Raw genomic sequence first — 17,923 nt, 5'->3', positions numbered from 1 at the left:
GTTGTTTAAGCACTATTAAAACGGTGCGTAGCCATTATTTGGATTGTTAGGGTTAGTCCAGCGCTGTTTAGGGCCTATTTCTAGGCGTGGTGTGCCTTGCAATGGTAATCGGCCGCGTTCTCCATATAACCACAATACAAAGTTAGTTCGCTCGCCACTGGTGATAGGTTTGGCGGCGTGTGTAATATTACCACGATGTAACATAGCTGCTCCGGGTGTAAAGGTAAGTGATTTAATGTCACCTGTGTACGGGTGATAAAAGTCTACTTCTGATCCTATAAACTCTTCCCCTGATAAGTTTAAGTTGATATTAAGCGTTACCGATGATGCATCGGTATGTGGACGAATAGAGGCATCTGTAATCAAGATCTTTGAATTGCCAAAAGAATATATCTTTATCTTGGTTTCTAGTTGCTCGCATGTCTACTAAATTTAGGTGCACTGACTGTGGGGCGCTTCATGAGTTTACTCAGCGGCATAAACTAATTGGTATTGTTGCTGTTATTCCACTGTTATTTATAGTGAATGTGTTAGAGCCTTTGGTCACTATCTCAATCCTAAGGTTTGTTATAGTGTTAGCTATTGCGGTTACAGTGATGATTTTTATACCTAAGCAGCACACTCTCTAAGTGCATGACATTTTAAAAAAGGATAAAGATAAAAAATAAACATAATGGATTAATACTTAACCCATTATGTATTAAACAATCTAGCATTTAGTGTGTAACTCTATCGCCCCAAATTTCTTCTAAGCGACTGTCACGCCCACAACGCCAGCGATAAGTGTTGTATCGAATAGGGTTATTTTTATAATAATCCTGATGATAGCTTTCTTTTCCTTTTATAGGGTAAAAGGTACTCGCGTTTAAGATTGGTGTAACCACCGTTTTATTTGGAAATTCGTTTATAACGGCCTGTTTAGTTTGCTCTGCTAGTTTTCGTTCTTGCTCGTTAGCTACAAAAATAGCGCTTAAGTAGCTAGGACCTTTATCACAAAATTGACCTCTGGCATCAAAGGGATCTATGTTAACCCAGTAGTGATCAAGTATGCCTTTGTAACTTACTACGTCTGGGTCGTAAGTAATTTCTACTGCTTCATAATGGCCTTGATGATTACCATTGTAAGTAGGATTTTTAAGTTCCCCACCAGTAAATCCTGATATTACATCTTTTACGCCTTCGAGTTTTTCAAAGTCGCTTTCCATACACCAAAAACAACCGCCAGCTAACACTGCTTTTTCGGTTTTAGCCGCGTGGGTAAATGTGCTAAACAAAATTGCGGCAGATGTTAAAGTAAACGTGAGTGATTTTTTCATAAAATTATCCACCTGTAGAGTGAGTTTGAAACATAACCTGACACTAAATTAAAGGGCTTAGGATCTATTGAGATACCAAGGGATGTTCTAGCTGTAAATGATTCAGGTTACCTATATAGCTAGACCCGTTAATACCCAATACTCTTTCATTGTTTTTGATAGGTTTACTAACGGGTTAATTTAGCTGTTGTTGTATTATTACTGTGTGTTTATTAAAGTGATCACATTATTAAGGTAAATTAGCAGGTGTTAAATGAACCAGTTAACCGAAAAATCTATTAGTTGCCCTTATTGCGGCGAACATATAGAGGTATTACTTGATGCAGCTGATGTTGATGAGCAATACATAGAAGATTGCCAAGTATGTTGCAAGCCTATTTCGTTTGCGGTGTATGAAGATGGCGATGATTTAAATGTAAATGTTTATAGTGAAGACGATACATTTTAAATGTGGCGTACATTACAAAAATAGGCTGCATAAATGCAGCCTATTTTTATTTATTAAGTGTTAGCTATTTTGCTCTCGAGCTAGTTGGTTTGGCAAAAGCTCTTCTACTATTTCACGAGCCGGGAGCGTGTAACGTGTACCGTCAAACATTACTGAGGTAAATTCATTTATATTAGTAATGCCGGTTAGGGTCCAGCCTTCGCCTCGTTTTGGGCAATAAACAGTTGTGGTGGGTTGTATTACTTTAAAATCATCACTCATTACGGCCTCTGTACTTTTATTGCTTGAATATAATGCTTGTTAATAGAGTATGGTAAGTTAATAATGCCTAGCCATAAAGCGCTATTTTAATTCACTAAATAAAATGTTTAAACCAATATTACTTGAGCGTGTTACTTTGCGCTTAATAACTCACAAACATGCTTCTCAGTTATTTGCTATTTTAAACCACCCTCAAGTCAGTGAGTATAACGACTATCAAACACCGCTGAGTAAAAGCCAAATAAAACAATTAATACAAGATGATATTACCGCATACTACGAAGGCGAAGTCATTAGAGTGGCAATTGAACATAATATATCTGGCGATTTAATGGGAACTTGTGGGCTTTATAACTTAACGCCTTGTGAAAGTAGGGCGTTTATAGGCTTTGAATTACACCCAACCTTTTGGGATAAAGGTGTAATGTTTGAGGTTATTACAGGTTTTTTAAATACTCTGAACGAGCAAATAGGACTTAAATATGTATCAGCGCAAGTCAGTGCTCATAATGCTCGGTCGCATAATTTACTTATTAAATTAGGGTTTAGTTTAAGAGAAAATTCAATTTGGTTTAAAGAGCTTTAGGCTGTTTTAGTAAGTGTATTACTATTAATTACGTGTGTAGCGTATAAAAAATAGGCTTTTTGTCTTATAGTTAATTGCAAGCAAATGAATTTGTTACCCGTGTTTAAAAAACGTTTACGCTTAACAAGGATTTTAGATGCTAGAAAAACTACCTCAGGATGCCCTTGTAATATGGGCGACTATAGACCCAATAGGAACAATGGCACTTTTTGCCGCACTTACTTCTCATTTAACAGTTCAGCAACGCCGTAAAACAGCTATTAAAACGGTTGTTTATGCAGGCGCCGTTTTATTAGGCTCCATTTTAATAGGTCAATTAATACTGAATGCGATGGGCATTAGGTTAGTATCGTTTCAATTAGGGGGCGGTATTATTTTATTTTTGTTTGGCCTGCAAATGATATTTGGGAGTGACTCTAATAAGGCAAAACAAGATCCCGACCACGATATAGCTGTTTTCCCGTTGGCTATACCGGCTACGGCCACGCCAGGGGCTATTTTGGCGGTAATATTGCTTACCGATAATCATATTCACCCAATTACTACACAAATAGGCACAGCGCTTGTGACTATTGCCGTGTTAGGAATAACCTTAATACTGCTATTACTCTCAGGTAAAATTATTAAACTAATAGGGATAGGTGGCGCGTCTATTTTAACGCGAGTGATGGGGATGATTTTAGCGGCGTTTTCGGTTGAATTAATTATGACTGCGCTTGAAATCAAACAGTGGGTAAAACTAGACTAAGATGATAACTAAAATAACAAAGTATCAAGTAGTTAATGCATGTTTGACTGTTGTGATGATGGCTTTGGTAGTCACGGCTATTAAGTATTATAACCAGTACGTTTCGTCATTTACTGATGTAACAATTGATTCTAAAGCGCTTAACGAATCGCGTAAGGTGTTTATAAGGTTACCGACTAATTACAACAAAAATATAGCCTATCCACTTATTATTAAAACAGATGGTAATTTTAACTTAGATAAGTGGGATCGTATTTTAACTGCGCAAAAAGAAGCTGGCGAGGGAGAAGGCGCTATATTGGTGTCTATCCCTAATCTGTTTTTTACAGATACACGTAATCGGGATTTAGTGCCTCCTTATGCTCGCCAAGATGTAAATACTGAGCCTCGCCCAGAGCACGACATGCTTAAAGAGCCTAATGGAGAAGCCGACAAGTTTTTAGCGTTTATTGAAACTGAATTACTCCCGTATTTATCGACAACATATAAGCTTAGTAATAACCGTGTTTTAAGTGGGTTTTCGGCAGGGGGAAGCTTTGTACTTTATACACTGCATACTAAACCTGAACTATTTAATGGGTATTTTGCATTTAGCCCTGCAGCTTGGTATGACGACATGACCGTAGTTGAAAATTTAGAAGCGTTTTTAACCACTCAAGCTAACAAAGTTAAGTCGCCAACTTATTTATATATTTCGGTGGGCGGGGCAGAGCATCCGTTAATGTTAAAAGCGTTTAGTAATTTAGAGTCTGTTTTAACAGCAAACGCAAACAATAATCTTGTTTGGCAAAGCGCTATAAATAAAGGTGCTGATCACTCAGATAATCCATCACTTAGTGTAGCTAAGGCGTTAGCCGGTTATAGTGCGTTTATTGAAAGGTAGGTTAGTAAGAGTTAAACAGTCACTGTATATACATACAGTGACTGTTGTTTTATCAACTTATGACAACTAATCAATGTTATAGCATTTTATTTAGTTGATATTATTAATGACTTACAAAATTGAGTCTCTTTAATTTATTCTAGGCAACAAATACGCACACTGTATTTATATACAGTGGTCAGCTTTTGAGTTAAAATGCCGTTTGTATTTATGAGTGTATGCTACACCTATTTATTATTTTTTAATTAGCGCTTCACTAGGTGATTTGCAATTTCGCGATTTCAATATAATCCACACCATTTTTATCATTTGAGTTTAATTAATTAAAATTAGCTGGTGGTGCATGTAAAAAGAACACATCATACTCTATGTTTTTGTAATGCTAATCTTGTTAAAAGCGTAATTTAAAAAAGTAACCAAGGGGCACTGCAAATAATAAAGTTAGGGGATGGTGAAAAGAGCATTTATAAAAATGCTCTTTTTTAGGATTTTACTATCTTGCTTTTGTCGCTTTAAAAAATAATACCAGAGCTATTACAAATGCTAAAACGCTACAAATAATAAATACGTTATGTATACCACCAGGTACGTATTCCATAAAGGAGGTAAAAAACTGACCAGAGAATACCGCCATAGTAAAGTACGATAAGTTACGACCACGTACGTTTTCTGCACTGAGTTCTACTGTCATATGGTTCAAAAGCGGAATGCTTAAGCCAAAGCCTGTACCAATTAATATTGCGCCTAAAATTAAAAGTAGGGTACTTGGCTGAGTAAAACATAAATACGATAATCCAAAACCTAAAAATGCCAGTGCAACTACGTTTGTTTCGCCTATTAACTTGGTTGCTTTAGGCATTCCGCCGGCTGTAATCACAGCTACTAACGAAATAAACGCAAGCAATTGCCCAATTTGAGACTCGTTATAGTCAAGTGCGCTCATAGTAATAGGTAATAAAACGGTGGAGGTAAAAAATATAGTCATTGCTAGGGTAGAAACTATATAAACCCCTTTTAAAGTAAAAATGCCAATAATGGTTTTTGTACTATCAGTGCTGTGTTTTTCAACTTGGTTACTTGCTTTATGTTTACTTGGAACAAAAAACAAAAGCATGGCTAAAAATACCCAAGCAATTAAATAAAGTGCGAGCGGTAATCCCCAAAACTTTGAAGCTAAATATCCCCCTAAAAATAAAAATATCACGCCTCCAAGTTCTATCGCCATCCCTTGTTTGGCTATCATTCCTAAACGGGCTTCTCCTTTGTACCAAGTAGAAATTAATACAGTACAACCAGCCATAACTATGGCCGTTATCCCACCAAGAATAAATCGGTTAATAAATACAAGCGTTGGGCCATATAAAAAATAGCCGCTTGCACCTACAAGGCCATATAAAAATAACCCGATTATTAAAAGTCTATACGCGCCATATTTATCAATTAATCGACCGGCGATTGGCGCAAATACCACGGCGCCTAAGGAAGGCAGTGTAATTAAAAGTACAGCATTATTAGTAATACCTAACCCGTTTGAAATGCTAACTAAACCGGGCGCTAAAAGTGTACCTACCATGATGGTTAAGCTGGCAATACATAATAACGTAAAGCTACCGGCCGCTTTGAGTGAATTCATCGTTTCTCCAATTAATGTACAAGTTACACTTTTTTAGCAAGGGTATTAAAAATCCCGCTAATAACTATAAAAATAATACTTATGACAATTTCGCCATCCCATTTGTATAAATCAAATGCTTTTACGCCAGCAGCAGAGCCAACTGCACCACCAATGTAGTAACCGAGCATATAAATGCCGTTAATTCTGCTTTGAGCGCTTGGATCTATACTAAATACGCGTACTTGGTTAGATACCTGAGCGCTAAATACACCAAAGTCGATAAGTATTATTCCAACTATTAAGGCTACTAAACTGCTACCAAATAACCCTGTTATTAAAAAGCCTGCAGTGATTAAGCTAAGTGATAGTGAAATAACGGTTTTAGAACCTAGCTTGTTTACAAATTTCCCCGCTAATTTTGCGCCAATTACACCAGCAAGAGCTATTACACCAAATAATCCTGCTTGTTGAGCACTGTAATTAAATGGCTCATCGCTTACATAAATTGCAAGCGTTGCCCAAAGCACATTGAATGATGCAAACCAAAAAGCGCCCGAAAACGTAAACATACGCAGTTGTTTGTATTGTTTAAATAAACTCAAGCTGCTCTTAATAAGCGGTAAATAACTCAAATTAGCATGCGGTTTATTAACGGGTAAAAATACATACAGTAAAATGCCAAACAATGTGGCTAATAAAGCCGACATGTAAAAAACACTTTGCCAGCCAAAGTGCTCGCCAACAAAACCACTAAGCGTACGTGAAAGTAATATTCCAAGTGTTAACCCCATCATTAACGTGCAAAGCGTGGCACCTTTGTTTTGAGTACTGACCATTGATGCTGCAAACGGAATAAGTTGCTGTGTAATATTGGCGCCTACGCCTATTAAAAATACGCTTATAAGTAATACGGTTAAATTGGGCGCCACTGCAGCAATGAGTGAAGCTGTAATTAACAACCCAGACAAAATAGTGATTAGTTTGCGCCTTGGCAGTGAATCACCAAGTGGCGATATAAATAAAAGCGCAAAGGCGTAACCAAATTGTGTAAGTGCAGGAATACTCCCTAATTGCGTATCGGTTAAATTAAATGCATCTTTTATTAAAGGTAGTATGGGTTGGTTGTAATATAAGTTTGCAGCTGTTGCTGCTATGGCGCTAGTCATTAGCAGCAACAAAAAAGTGCTTATTTGTTTGCTATTTTTTATATCTGACACAATCGGTACTCATGCTGTAATTTAATAGGAGAACAATAAACGCTTTTTTTGCATAACAAAAATGATATTATTTTATAGAATCTATACATTTTTGTTATTGGTGGCATTTTGGATATTAAAACATTGAACAGTTTTATTAGTGTGGCAAAACATAAAAGCTTTTCAGGTGCTGCGCGTGAATTACACACAGTACAACCTGCAATAAGTAGGCATGTATCGGGGCTTGAAGCCGAGCTTGGCGTTAATTTGTTTTTACGCAATTCACGCGATGTAACTATTACCGAAGCAGGTGAGCAGTTATTAAAAGATGCAAAGGCAATTATTGAGCTAACTCATCAGGCTAAAACAAAAGTTAAGCGCGCTCAAAATGGTCAAATTGGGTCGCTCACTGTTGCTCACTTAAGCTCTGCGTGTTTATCGTTTATGGCGACGCTTGTGAGGCGTTATAAAGAAAAGTATCCACATGTACATGTAACTCTTATCGAAATGACCGCTACTGAGCAAATAGAGGCGCTTAAAAATGAGCGAATAGACATTGCGTTTTCACGAGCGCTGCCAAGCTCCATTGCCGATGAGTTTTTAAGTCACTGTATTTATGTTGATTCGTTAGTGGCTATTGTTAATCAAAATCATCATTTGGCTACTCGTAAAAATATTGACTTGTCGATTTTAAAAAACGAACAGTTTATTATTTTTAATCGCGAAGAAGCGTTAGGGCTTTTTGATGAAACCATTTTACTGTGTAAAAAAGCAGAGTTTTCACCAAATATTATTAGCCAACCTAGGCATATGCAAACGTTAGTGACCGAGGTGGCCGCTGGGCTTGGCGTGGCTATTGCGCCTTATTGTGTGCGTAAGTTATACAGTGATGGGTGCCACTTTATTAAGCTTAATAATGTAACTACGCAAATACCGGTTGAAATTCAATTTAAAAAAACAGTCACCAACGCGGCTGTAAACGCATTTGTTGATATATCACTTAACGCAAGAGAGCAAATTCAAAAAAGCATGGCGTAAAAAAAGCCCAGTTAAAAAGTTAAAAGGGCTAAAAGGGTTGTGCTTAGGGAGTAGTACTCGTTTTAAAACTTATATCTAAATCCAAATGCGATGCCGTCATCTTCTGACTGCTCCATTTGCGCTTGCTGATCTTTATCATCGCTTTCAAAGTTACTAAAATCTTTACGTGCTTCAACGTAAGCAATGGTGTCTTCATCAATTAAGTAATGAAGCCCAATAACGGCAAACTGTCGTTTAAATATATCGTTCGGATCAGCGTTAAAGTTTGGTTGAATCACATAATCATTGCCTGCATCAAATACGTTGTAGGCAATGAAAGGGCGAAAATCATTATCAAAGCGATACGATGCAAACGTTTCTATACCAATGGCGTCTTTTATTAAACGGCCAATATTGTCTGTATCGTGGTTTTTGTTCTTATTAACATTTGCAGCAACATAAAGGCCTTGCTTATCAATGCTGCCCCACATAATACCTGCGCCATAAATTAAGTCTTCAACGTTACGAGTAGAGCCATCACCAAAAGTTAAATCAAACTCGCCACGGTTAACGCCTGCTGTAAGTGTTAGCATATCGGTAGGCGTGTAGGTAACAGATGCACCAAATGTGTAATTAAATTCTACTTCTTGGGCAGCTGTATCGCCTGCATTCCAAAGCGTTTCGCATTCTTCTTCTGTAATGTCACTCACGTCACAGGTATAAAATTCACTGTTTTTAAGTTGCGCTTGTACTGCAAAGCTAAAGTCGTTAAAACTATTACGGTATTGCACTAATTTATCGCCTCGGCCTGTACCGTTTACTGCGCCGTCATCTTTGTTGTACGTGTAAACACCAGCGGCATTACCATCCCATACAAAGCTGTTATTCGTGCCGTATACCACGTCGTACCATGCGCCCCATTGCTTACCAATCGTAAGCTGGCCGTATTTTTCATGTGAAAGACCGGCATAACCCAAACGGTTGTACAAAAACTCATCTTGAATTGATTCAAAGCGATTATTATAAATAATGTCGCTGCTACCCACTGGGTTTACGCCCCATTCCACAAGTGCAAGGGCAGAGAAGTCATTTTTAAGTTTGCGAGTAAACCCAAAGTTGATACGCGAAGTACCATTAACTACTTCGGTTTCGTTTTGTGTGTTAATTACACGCACATCAAGATATCCGCCTACTTTTACGCTGTTTTTATCATCTTTGTATAATTCAACCGCTGAAACTGCTGGTGCTAATACAATACTTGCGCTGAACAGTGTCGCTAATTTTTTGCTCATTTTTGTGCGTGCCTTGTGTAAATTGAACAGTGTTTTTACGTAGGTAAAAATTCAGTTTTGAAGACTAGCAAAGCGGCAAACGGCTCTAAAGTGAAAAATACTCAATAAATTTAAGTTATAAATCCGCAAGATGTTCACGTAACGTTAACGTTGTTTTTTATGTGTTGATGAAGTTTGTTTTTGAAGCTAATTAGTAGGGAAAAAGGATTGGAAAATTCACGTGTTAAAAAATATTTATTTGAATTAATTTCATGTTGTTTAAAAAATAATGGTTAGTGCAAAAGCTCTAAACTGCTTTATTTTCATCAATATAGCTTTTTAGCTAAATGGTTTACACATAAATGAGTTAAACACACGCGTAAACACGTTAAAAGTGCAATTACTCTAATTATTATAAATTTTGGTATTAAATTCACGACACTTAAAGTTGAATTTAAATTTAAACAAATTGAATAATAATTAGTAGAAAATTAGGGCTAAAGGTCTTAGCCTCGCAAGTGCCATAGGCTTTAAACTTTCATAGAAAAAAAGGCCATTTTGGTTTAAACTGCGCGCAATTTAAATACATCCTGTCTCCCTTGGAGGGTAGCGCTATTATTAGTACAGCTAACATCACCATGCAATTTGGTGCTAAACCGTTATTTGAAAATATTTCTGCAAAATTTGGCGAAGGTAACCGTTATGGTTTAATCGGTGCAAATGGTTGTGGTAAATCAACATTTATGAAAATCCTAAGTGGTGAGCTTGAGCCATCTTCGGGTAACGTAAGCACTGATCCAAATGAGCGTGTTGCTAAACTAAACCAAGACCAGTTTGCTTACGAAGAATACTCTGTAATCGACACCGTGATCATGGGTCACAAAGAGTTATGGGATATTAAACAAGAGCGCGACCGTATTTATTCTTTACCAGAAATGAGTGAAGAAGATGGTATGAAGGTTGCCGACCTTGAAACTGAATTTGCTGAAATGGACGGTTACTCCGCTGAGTCTAAAGCGGGTGAGCTTTTATTAGGTGTTGGTATTGCTACTGAACAGCATTATGGTCCTATGTCTGAAATTGCACCGGGTTTTAAACTACGTGTGTTACTGGCACAGGTGCTGTTTTCTGATCCAGATATTATGCTACTTGATGAGCCGACCAATAACTTGGATATTTATACTATCAAGTGGTTAGAAGATGTTCTTAATCAGCGCGACTGTACTATGATCATCATCTCGCATGACCGTCATTTCTTAAACTCTGTGTGTACGCACATGGCCGATATAGATTACGGTGAGCTGCGTATTTACCCAGGTAACTACGACGAATACATGTTTGCAGCAACGCAAGCACGTGAGCGCCTATTAAGCGAAAATGCCAAAAAGAAAAGCCAAATTGCTGAGCTTCAGCAGTTTGTATCGCGTTTCTCGGCTAACGCGTCTAAAGCTAAGCAAGCAACTTCGCGTGCTAAGCGTATCGACAAAATTCAGTTAGATGAAGTAAAAGCATCTTCTCGTCAAACACCGTTTATTCGTTTTGAACAAGAAAAGCAGTTATTCCGTAACGCGCTAGAAATGACAAGCCTTAGTCAAGGTTTTGAAGACAACACTTTATTCTCAGGCCTTGAAGGTTTAGTAGAAGTAGGTGAACGCATTGCCATCATTGGTGAAAACGGCGTGGGTAAAACAACCTTACTTAATACACTTTCAGGGCGCTTAGCACCTAAAGGTGGTGAGTATAAGTGGTCTGAAAACGCAAACATTGGCTACTATGCACAAGATCATGCCGACGAATTTGCAACCGACATGAACTTGTTTGAGTGGATGGAGCAATGGCAGCAAGAAGGCGACGATGAGCAAGTTGTTCGTAGTTTCTTAGGGCGTATGCTGTTTTCACAAAATGATATTAAAAAGTCAGTTAAAGTAATATCAGGTGGTGAGCAAGGCCGTATGTTGTTTGGTAAAATTATGATGCATAAACCAAACATATTATTAATGGATGAGCCAACTAACCACATGGATATGGAATCTATCGAGGCGCTTAACTTAGCCCTTGAAGCTTACGAAGGTACGTTATTGTTTGTATCTCACGATCGTCAATTTGTATCATCGGTAGCAACCCGTATATGGGAAGTTAAAGATGGTAAAATTATTGACTTTAGAGGCAATTACGCAGAATACCTAGCGAGTAAAGAAGCGTAAGCTCTTTTAACTCCTAAACTTTAAAAAGCCATGTTTAAAACATGGCTTTTTTTGTTTTTGGCACTTTGTATTAGTCGCAATTAATGTGGCTTTGGGTATAATACCCGCCTAAAACCGGACATAAGTCCGCTATTTTGAAAATACATTACTGAGGAGTATTTATGACTGTTGGCATTATTATGGGTTCTAAATCAGATTGGCCAACCATGGAACACGCAGCACTTATGCTAGAAAAATTTGGCATTGAGTACGAAACCAAAGTGGTATCAGCCCACAGAACTCCTCAATTACTTGCAGATTATGCAAGCTCAGCAGCCGACAGAGGCATTAAAGTAATTATTGCAGGCGCTGGCGGTGCAGCACATTTACCGGGTATGGCAGCAGCATTTACCTCATTACCTGTATTAGGCGTGCCAGTAAAATCAAAAGCGTTAAATGGTGTTGATTCACTTTTATCTATTTGCCAAATGCCAAAAGGTGTAGCAGTAGGCACATTAGCTATTGGTGAGCCGGGCGCTGCAAATGCTGGTTTATTAGCGGCACAAATTTTAGGGTGCCAAAACCCAGAAATTTTTGCAAAAATTGAAGCGTTTCGTAAAGAACAAACCGACACAATTTTAGCTAACCCAAACCCTGCAGAGTAACAATGACTATTTTAATTTTAGGTGCAGGCCAGCTTGCACGTATGATGAGTTTAGCGGGTGCACCACTTAATTTAAATGTGGTTGCTTACGATGTTTGTAGCCAAGAAATTGTTCACCCGTTAACAGGCGAAGTGTATTCAACCACGCTTGAGCAAGCTATTGAATCAGCTGATGCAATTACCGCTGAATTTGAGCACATTCCTGATGATGTATTAACACTTTGCTGTAACAGTAATAAGTTTTACCCAGGAAAAGCCGCTATTAAAACCGGTGGTGACCGTGCTTTAGAAAAAGCATTACTAGATAAAACTAATGTCACTTGTGCGCCATATCAGCTAATTACCGAAAAAGCGCATTTAGAACTTGCCGTTAAAGATTTAGGTAAGCCACTGGTTATTAAAACATGCCAAGCAGGCTATGACGGTAAAGGGCAATGGCGATTAAAATCAGATGATCAAATAGATGAAATTTGGTCACAAATGGCTGATTTTATAGCGTCAGGTACAGACGATGCGCCGCATACTATTATTGCTGAAAAAATGATCCCTTTTGACCGTGAAGTATCTATTATTGGTGCGCGAGATAAGCACGGTAATGTTGCTATTTATCCGCTAACTGAAAACGAGCACACTAATGGTGTGTTAACGCTTTCTATTGCGGGTAAAAATAATCATCAGGTTGAGCAACAAGCCGAAGACGCGTTTACTAAAATAGCGAATGAGCTAAATTATGTAGGCGTGTTGGCCATTGAGTTTTTTGATGTGCAAGGCACTTTATTAGTTAATGAAATTGCGCCGCGAGTACATAACTCAGGGCATTGGACGCAACAAGGTTGTCACTGTTCGCAGTTTGAAAACCATATGCGTGCTGTTGCAGGCCTGCCGCTTGGTAATACTGAGCTTAAACACATTACCGCGATGATCAATGTGTTAGGTCAACCAAGTATTCCAAGTGATGTACTTAAAACGGTTGATGTAACGAGCCACTGGTATGGTAAAACAGCAAAACCGGGTCGCAAAATGGGTCATATTAATGTATCGGCGGTTAATATAAGTGAGCTTGCAGACAAACTTGGCGAACTGACAGAGTGCCTACCTGAGCAAGACTATCCAGGTATTTTAAAAGCAGCTGCAAATTTAGTGCTTAGCTCATAACTTGCTTAAATTTATTATATAAATACCGGCTTTAGCCGGTATTTTTTTGTCATAAAAAAAGGCTTTAAATATGTAATACTGTTAAAGTCTATTTTTCAATTTTGTGAAGTAAAATAATGAAACTAAAAACAATTTATGGCGCGCTTGTTATCGCCGCTTCATTTAGCTTAAACGCATTAGCAAGTGAGAGCTTACGCGTTGCTACCTTTAATGTAAGTATGGATGCAACTAATCACACGCCAAAAGGTGAGCAAATTAAAAGTAATGCATTAGTTAACGCGCTTAATGCCAACCACCAGCAGATTAAAAACATTGCTGAAATTATTCAGCGTGTACGCCCAGACATTATCTTACTAAACGAATTTGATTACATACCTAAAGAGCAGGGCATCGAGTATTTTAAAAAACATTACTTAAACGTTAGTCAAAATAATCAACAAGCTATTGATTTCCCATACAGTTTCATAGCCCCCGTAAATACAGGTTTAGCCACTAATTTTGACTTAGATAACGACGGTAAAAGTACTGGCATAATGGGTGATGCGCAAGGCTTTGGCTTTTTTGAAGGTCACTATGGTATGGCTATTTTATCTAAATACCCAATCGACTTTGAAAAAGTAAGAACGCTTCAAAAATTTAAATACAAAGATATGCCAAACGCTCAAATGCCAACAGATCCTAAAACAGGTGAGAACTGGTATAACAAAAACGAGTGGCAAGCACTTAGGTTAAGTTCAAAGTCGTTTTGGGATTTACCCGTTAAAGTTAATGATAAAACGGTGCACGTATTGGCTTCACATCCCACACCACCTGTATTTGATGGTGACGAGGACCGAAATGGTAAGCGTAATCACGATGAAGTAAGGCTAATTGCCGATTACGTTAGCAATAAAGCATATATTTACGACGATAAAGGTCAAAAAGGCGGATTAAAAGCAAATTCTCGCTTTGTAATTTTAGGTGATTTAAACGCAGCGCCCGAGGGTGATAAAGCGCGTACAAATACAACGGATCAAATACTAAAAAACGCACTTATCAACGCAAGCTTTGTGCCGCACAGTGCAGGGGCAAAAGAGCAATATAATGCAAAAGAAGCGCAAAATTACACGGCTAACTGGCAAGCACGTGTTGATTACGTATTGCCTTCACAGTATGGGTTTAAAGTAAAAAGTGGCGGTGTTTTTTGGCCCACTAAATCAAGTAATGAGTACCGTTTAATTAAAGATAGAAACGCATCAAGCGATCATCGTTTGGTTTGGCTAGACTTAATTGTAGAGTAAACGGAGCTTTACCCTATTAAATAGCTGTTTATCTTAAAAAATTGCAATAACTTATGTGCTTCTGCTTAAATATGGATTAATTATAATAACCGTATAGAAGCACTATGATTTTTAATTTTTCTTCATCAAAAACGTTAGTGGCATTGGCCGTCGCCTCAAGTGTTATGCTTGCAGGTTGTAGTGCTACCGCTAATACTTCCTCTTCACAGCAAGGCGCTTTACCAGCAACTAAAGTTGCTGCGGTTGTAAATACACCAGCCGATGTAGGCTCGCAAAATATCACGCTTGAACAAGCAATGGCCGATCCTGATTGGATGGGTAACAAGCCTGAAAATGCCTATTGGGGTTTAGATTCTTCAACTATTATTTATGCTCAAAAACAGCAAGGTAGCACGCTTCGCGATCTATATAGCCAATCAATTACAAGTCAAACAGCGCAGCAAATTGCGCTTGATAAATTGCATACGATTGGGTCATCAAAAGCTGTTTATTCAAAAAATAAAACTCTCGCTGCATACACTTTTAAAGGCAATGTATTTGTAAAAAATCTAAAAACGGGTGAACTTAAACAAATTACCGCCACGTCAGCTAGCGAATCTAAACCACAGTTTTTAAATAATGGTGATTTAGTTTACCGCCAAGGTAATGTGTTTTTTAAGGTTGATTTAAAAACAGGCATAACAACAGAGATTGCTAATTTAAAATTAGCCGATGAACCAAAAGGGCTACAAGAACCAAGTAGTTACATAGCTAAAGAACAGCACAAGCTTATTGAGTTTGTAGCACTACAACAAAAAAATAAGCAAGATAAGCAAACTCGCAACGAGCAAATTAACGATCAAAATAGCTCTATTGCAAATACAAGTTACTACCTTGGCGATGGCAATACCGTTAAAGAAGTTCAGCTTTCGCCAAATGGTGATGCGTTAATAGTGGTTGTTCAAAAGCAGCAATCATGGCGTGGTGAAGGCGATATTATGCCTAACTACATTACAAATGATGCGACAATAGAGCCTAAAAAAGCACGCCGCCGTGTGGCTGATGCAAAAGAGCAAACCTCAGAGCTTGTTTACATTAACTTAGCTGATAAAACGCAAAAAACACTTAGCTTTGACACGTTACCGGGTTTTGATGAAGACGTTTTAGCAAAAGTTAAAAAAGAAAACTATGCACGTGATGGCAAAACATATAAATCTGAAAAAACACCACGTGGTATTAATTTAATTATGGACTGGGGTTTTGAGCAAAGTCCAATAGTGTGGAACGATGATGGTTCACAAGTCGCCATTATGCTTGAAGCGTGGGATAACAAAGACCGCTGGATAGCAACGGTAGACTTTGAAAGTAATAAACTTGTATCGCAACACCGCTTGCATGATGACGCGTGGATTGCGTATGCGTTTAACAATTTTGGTTGGCTACATGATTCAAATACGCTTTATTACCTTTCAGAAGAATCTGGCTACAGCCAGCTTTATAAAAAGCCAATAAATGGTAAAGCAACCGCGCTAACACAAGGTAAATTTGAAGTATCAAACTTAACGCTAACAAGTGACAACAGCGCAATTTACTATAAAGCAAATATTGAACATCCAGGCCTTTATGAAATTTATCGTGTTGATCCGCAAACGGGTACTAATGAGCAAGTTACCGATTTAAACGGTATGACTGATTACACGCTAAGCCCAGATGAAAGCAAGTTACTTCTTAATCACTCTACTATAATGATGCCAGCAGAAGTTTACGTTGCTGATGCTAAGGCAAATACTACTGCTACGCAGTTAACACATACAGTTTCTGATGAGTTTTTAGCTAAAAAGCTCACAGCACCTAAAATTGTTGCTGTGCCATCGAGCCATACGGATCAACCTATTTATGCAAAAGTGTATTACCCAAGTGATTACGTAGAAGGGGAGACAGGTAAAACACGTAAAGCAGTCATCTTTAATCACGGTGCTGGTTACTTACAAAACTCTCATATGGGTTTTTCGGTGTACTTTCGTGAATTTATGTTTCATTCATTACTTGCTGATGAAGGCTATATAGTAATGGACATGGATTACCGTGCTTCAAAAGGATATGGACGCGATTGGCGAACAGCTATTTATCGTCAAATGGGCACGCCTGAAACACAAGATTTAGCTGATGGTGTAAAATGGATGGCACAAAATGCGAACGTTGATACTAAAGCGGTAGGTACATATGGTGGCTCATACGGTGGCTTTATGACCTTTATGGCATTGTTTACAGCACCTGAGTTGTTTCAATCGGGTGCGGCGCTTCGCCCAGTTACCGATTGGGCACATTACAACACAGGTTACACAGCGAATATTTTGAATCACCCGGATGTAGACCCTATCGCTTACGAGCGAAGCTCACCAATTTACTACGCTGAGGGATTAAATAAACGCTTGTTGATTAATGCCCCAATGGTTGACGATAACGTATTTTTTCAAGACTCAGTGCGTTTAGTACAGCGTTTAATTGAGCTTAAAAAACAAAACTTTGAAACGGCAATTTTCCCAGTGGAACCGCATGGCTTTGTGCAGCCTTCTAGCTGGTTAGATGAATACCGCCGCATTCATAAGCTATTTAAAGAAACGCTTTAATCTTAAATTTTTAAATTAAAGTATAAAAATAAAAACGCCGCGTTAGTTAACGCGGCGTTTTTATTAATATTTAAAAGCTTAATCGCAATTTTTTAAGTATTTAATCGCTAAAGGTATGCCAAGCAATGTGCCGCCTACAGCACCAATTAAATGCGCATCTATTGCAACAGTTGAGTTTATTAACTTACCTATGTCGGCATTTGGGCCACTAAATTGCTCAAACGCTATTTTTATCCATACACCTACAAACAACAAATAACCCGACTTAAGCCCTAACGTGACATCTTTAATTGCGCCCCAAATAATTACACCATGAAGTAGGGCGCTGAGCCCAGTATAAATATGAATGCTTGGACAAAACCAATAAACACCGAGTCCACACCAAAGAGCCAGTAAGCAGATATTAGTGGTATACCGTAATGGTGTGGAGTATTCGCCGTGAAGTAGCCAAATAAGAAGTATACCACTGCAATTTAAGCCTAAATGAGCCCAATTAGCATGTACAAACTGACTGGTAAAAATTCGCCATAACTCACCTTGTTCGACAAGGCTTCGGTTAAATTCAAGTAAATTATTTAAATCAAATGCAGCAAAAATGGTACTAAAAAGCATCAAGAATAATGGCGGTAATAAATAACGAGGTTGAAAAGGTAAATTAAGCATTTTATTGTAATTTTTTAGTCAAAATTTT

Annotated in this window: 16 protein-coding genes and 1 pseudogene; 10 read left to right on the top strand and 7 right to left on the bottom strand. The window is 38.1% G+C overall.

What is annotated here, in order from left to right; all coding sequences use genetic code 11:
- Positions 1-15: 15 nt before the first annotated feature.
- A pseudogene (locus J8L71_RS04225) lies at positions 16-360 on the bottom strand (2OG-Fe(II) oxygenase); the annotation flags it as partial.
- Between the two features lie 356 nt (positions 361-716).
- Positions 717-1,316 (bottom strand): peptide-methionine (S)-S-oxide reductase MsrA, encoded by a 600-nt coding sequence (msrA, locus tag J8L71_RS04220; protein ID WP_210999416.1) that lies wholly within the window; start codon positions 1,314-1,316, stop codon positions 717-719.
- A 253-nt stretch (positions 1,317-1,569) separates the two neighbouring features.
- Between msrA and J8L71_RS04215 the strand changes: the two genes are divergently transcribed.
- On the top strand, positions 1,570-1,764 hold the full coding sequence (locus J8L71_RS04215; protein ID WP_210999415.1) for a CPXCG motif-containing cysteine-rich protein: 195 nt from the start codon (positions 1,570-1,572) through the stop codon (positions 1,762-1,764).
- A 60-nt stretch (positions 1,765-1,824) separates the two neighbouring features.
- Here the strand turns inward: J8L71_RS04215 and J8L71_RS04210 are convergent, their stop codons facing one another.
- Entirely contained in the window at positions 1,825-2,025 is a 201-nt protein-coding gene (locus J8L71_RS04210) for a hypothetical protein (RefSeq protein WP_002962626.1), read from the bottom strand.
- Between the two features lie 103 nt (positions 2,026-2,128).
- Between J8L71_RS04210 and J8L71_RS04205 the strand changes: the two genes are divergently transcribed.
- From J8L71_RS04205 to J8L71_RS04195, 3 genes are all read left to right on the top strand, one after another.
- Positions 2,129-2,611 carry a GNAT family N-acetyltransferase gene (locus tag J8L71_RS04205; RefSeq protein ID WP_210999414.1) on the top strand — a complete coding sequence of 161 codons (483 nt, stop codon included), beginning with the start codon at positions 2,129-2,131 and terminating at the stop codon, positions 2,609-2,611.
- Between the two features lie 136 nt (positions 2,612-2,747).
- Positions 2,748-3,359, top strand: coding sequence for a MarC family protein (locus tag J8L71_RS04200; RefSeq protein ID WP_210999413.1), 612 nt, complete (start codon positions 2,748-2,750; stop codon positions 3,357-3,359).
- A gap of 1 nt (position 3,360) precedes the next feature.
- Positions 3,361-4,242 (top strand): alpha/beta hydrolase-fold protein, encoded by an 882-nt coding sequence (locus J8L71_RS04195; RefSeq protein ID WP_210999412.1) that lies wholly within the window; start codon positions 3,361-3,363, stop codon positions 4,240-4,242.
- A gap of 493 nt (positions 4,243-4,735) precedes the next feature.
- Here J8L71_RS04195 and J8L71_RS04190 read toward each other — a convergent pair whose 3' ends face one another.
- Both J8L71_RS04190 and J8L71_RS04185 read right to left on the bottom strand, forming a co-directional pair.
- Positions 4,736-5,875, bottom strand: coding sequence for an MFS transporter (locus J8L71_RS04190; protein ID WP_210999411.1), 1,140 nt, complete (start codon positions 5,873-5,875; stop codon positions 4,736-4,738).
- Positions 5,876-5,898: 23 nt separating this feature from the next.
- Entirely contained in the window at positions 5,899-7,023 is a 1,125-nt protein-coding gene (locus tag J8L71_RS04185) for an MFS transporter (protein ID WP_210999410.1), read from the bottom strand.
- A 159-nt stretch (positions 7,024-7,182) separates the two neighbouring features.
- Between J8L71_RS04185 and J8L71_RS04180 the strand changes: the two genes are divergently transcribed.
- Entirely contained in the window at positions 7,183-8,091 is a 909-nt protein-coding gene (locus tag J8L71_RS04180) for a LysR family transcriptional regulator (protein WP_210999409.1), read from the top strand.
- 62 nt (positions 8,092-8,153) lie between these two features.
- On the opposite strand, the gene J8L71_RS04175 is transcribed toward J8L71_RS04180, so the two are convergent.
- On the bottom strand, positions 8,154-9,362 hold the full coding sequence (locus J8L71_RS04175; protein ID WP_210999408.1) for a porin: 1,209 nt from the start codon (positions 9,360-9,362) through the stop codon (positions 8,154-8,156).
- 593 nt (positions 9,363-9,955) lie between these two features.
- Here J8L71_RS04175 and J8L71_RS04170 point away from each other — a divergent pair.
- From J8L71_RS04170 to J8L71_RS04150, 5 genes are all read left to right on the top strand, one after another.
- A complete protein-coding gene (locus J8L71_RS04170) occupies positions 9,956-11,545 on the top strand; it encodes an ABC-F family ATPase (RefSeq protein ID WP_104643645.1) in 1,590 nt (529 codons plus the stop codon).
- Positions 11,546-11,706: 161 nt separating this feature from the next.
- Positions 11,707-12,189, top strand: a complete 483-nt coding sequence (gene purE, locus J8L71_RS04165; RefSeq protein ID WP_058550060.1) for a 5-(carboxyamino)imidazole ribonucleotide mutase — start codon at positions 11,707-11,709, stop codon at positions 12,187-12,189.
- A gap of 2 nt (positions 12,190-12,191) precedes the next feature.
- Positions 12,192-13,343, top strand: a complete 1,152-nt coding sequence (locus J8L71_RS04160) for a 5-(carboxyamino)imidazole ribonucleotide synthase (protein WP_210999407.1) — start codon at positions 12,192-12,194, stop codon at positions 13,341-13,343.
- A 116-nt stretch (positions 13,344-13,459) separates the two neighbouring features.
- Positions 13,460-14,623, top strand: coding sequence for an endonuclease/exonuclease/phosphatase family protein (locus J8L71_RS04155; protein ID WP_210999406.1), 1,164 nt, complete (start codon positions 13,460-13,462; stop codon positions 14,621-14,623).
- 104 nt (positions 14,624-14,727) lie between these two features.
- Complete coding sequence (locus tag J8L71_RS04150; RefSeq protein WP_210999405.1) at positions 14,728-17,232, top strand: prolyl oligopeptidase family serine peptidase; 2,505 nt, start codon at positions 14,728-14,730, stop codon at positions 17,230-17,232.
- A 78-nt stretch (positions 17,233-17,310) separates the two neighbouring features.
- Here the strand turns inward: J8L71_RS04150 and rrtA are convergent, their stop codons facing one another.
- The gene (gene rrtA, locus J8L71_RS04145) at positions 17,311-17,895 is read right to left on the bottom strand and encodes a rhombosortase (protein WP_210999404.1); all 585 of its coding nucleotides are present in this window, start codon (positions 17,893-17,895) and stop codon (positions 17,311-17,313) included.
- Between the last annotated feature and the right edge of the window lie 28 nt (positions 17,896-17,923).

The organism is Pseudoalteromonas sp. MMG007 (assembly GCF_018100985.1).
In the GTDB taxonomy this organism is placed as follows: Bacteria; Pseudomonadota; Gammaproteobacteria; order Enterobacterales; family Alteromonadaceae; genus Pseudoalteromonas.
This window is presented reverse-complemented; position numbering and strand designations above follow the sequence as displayed.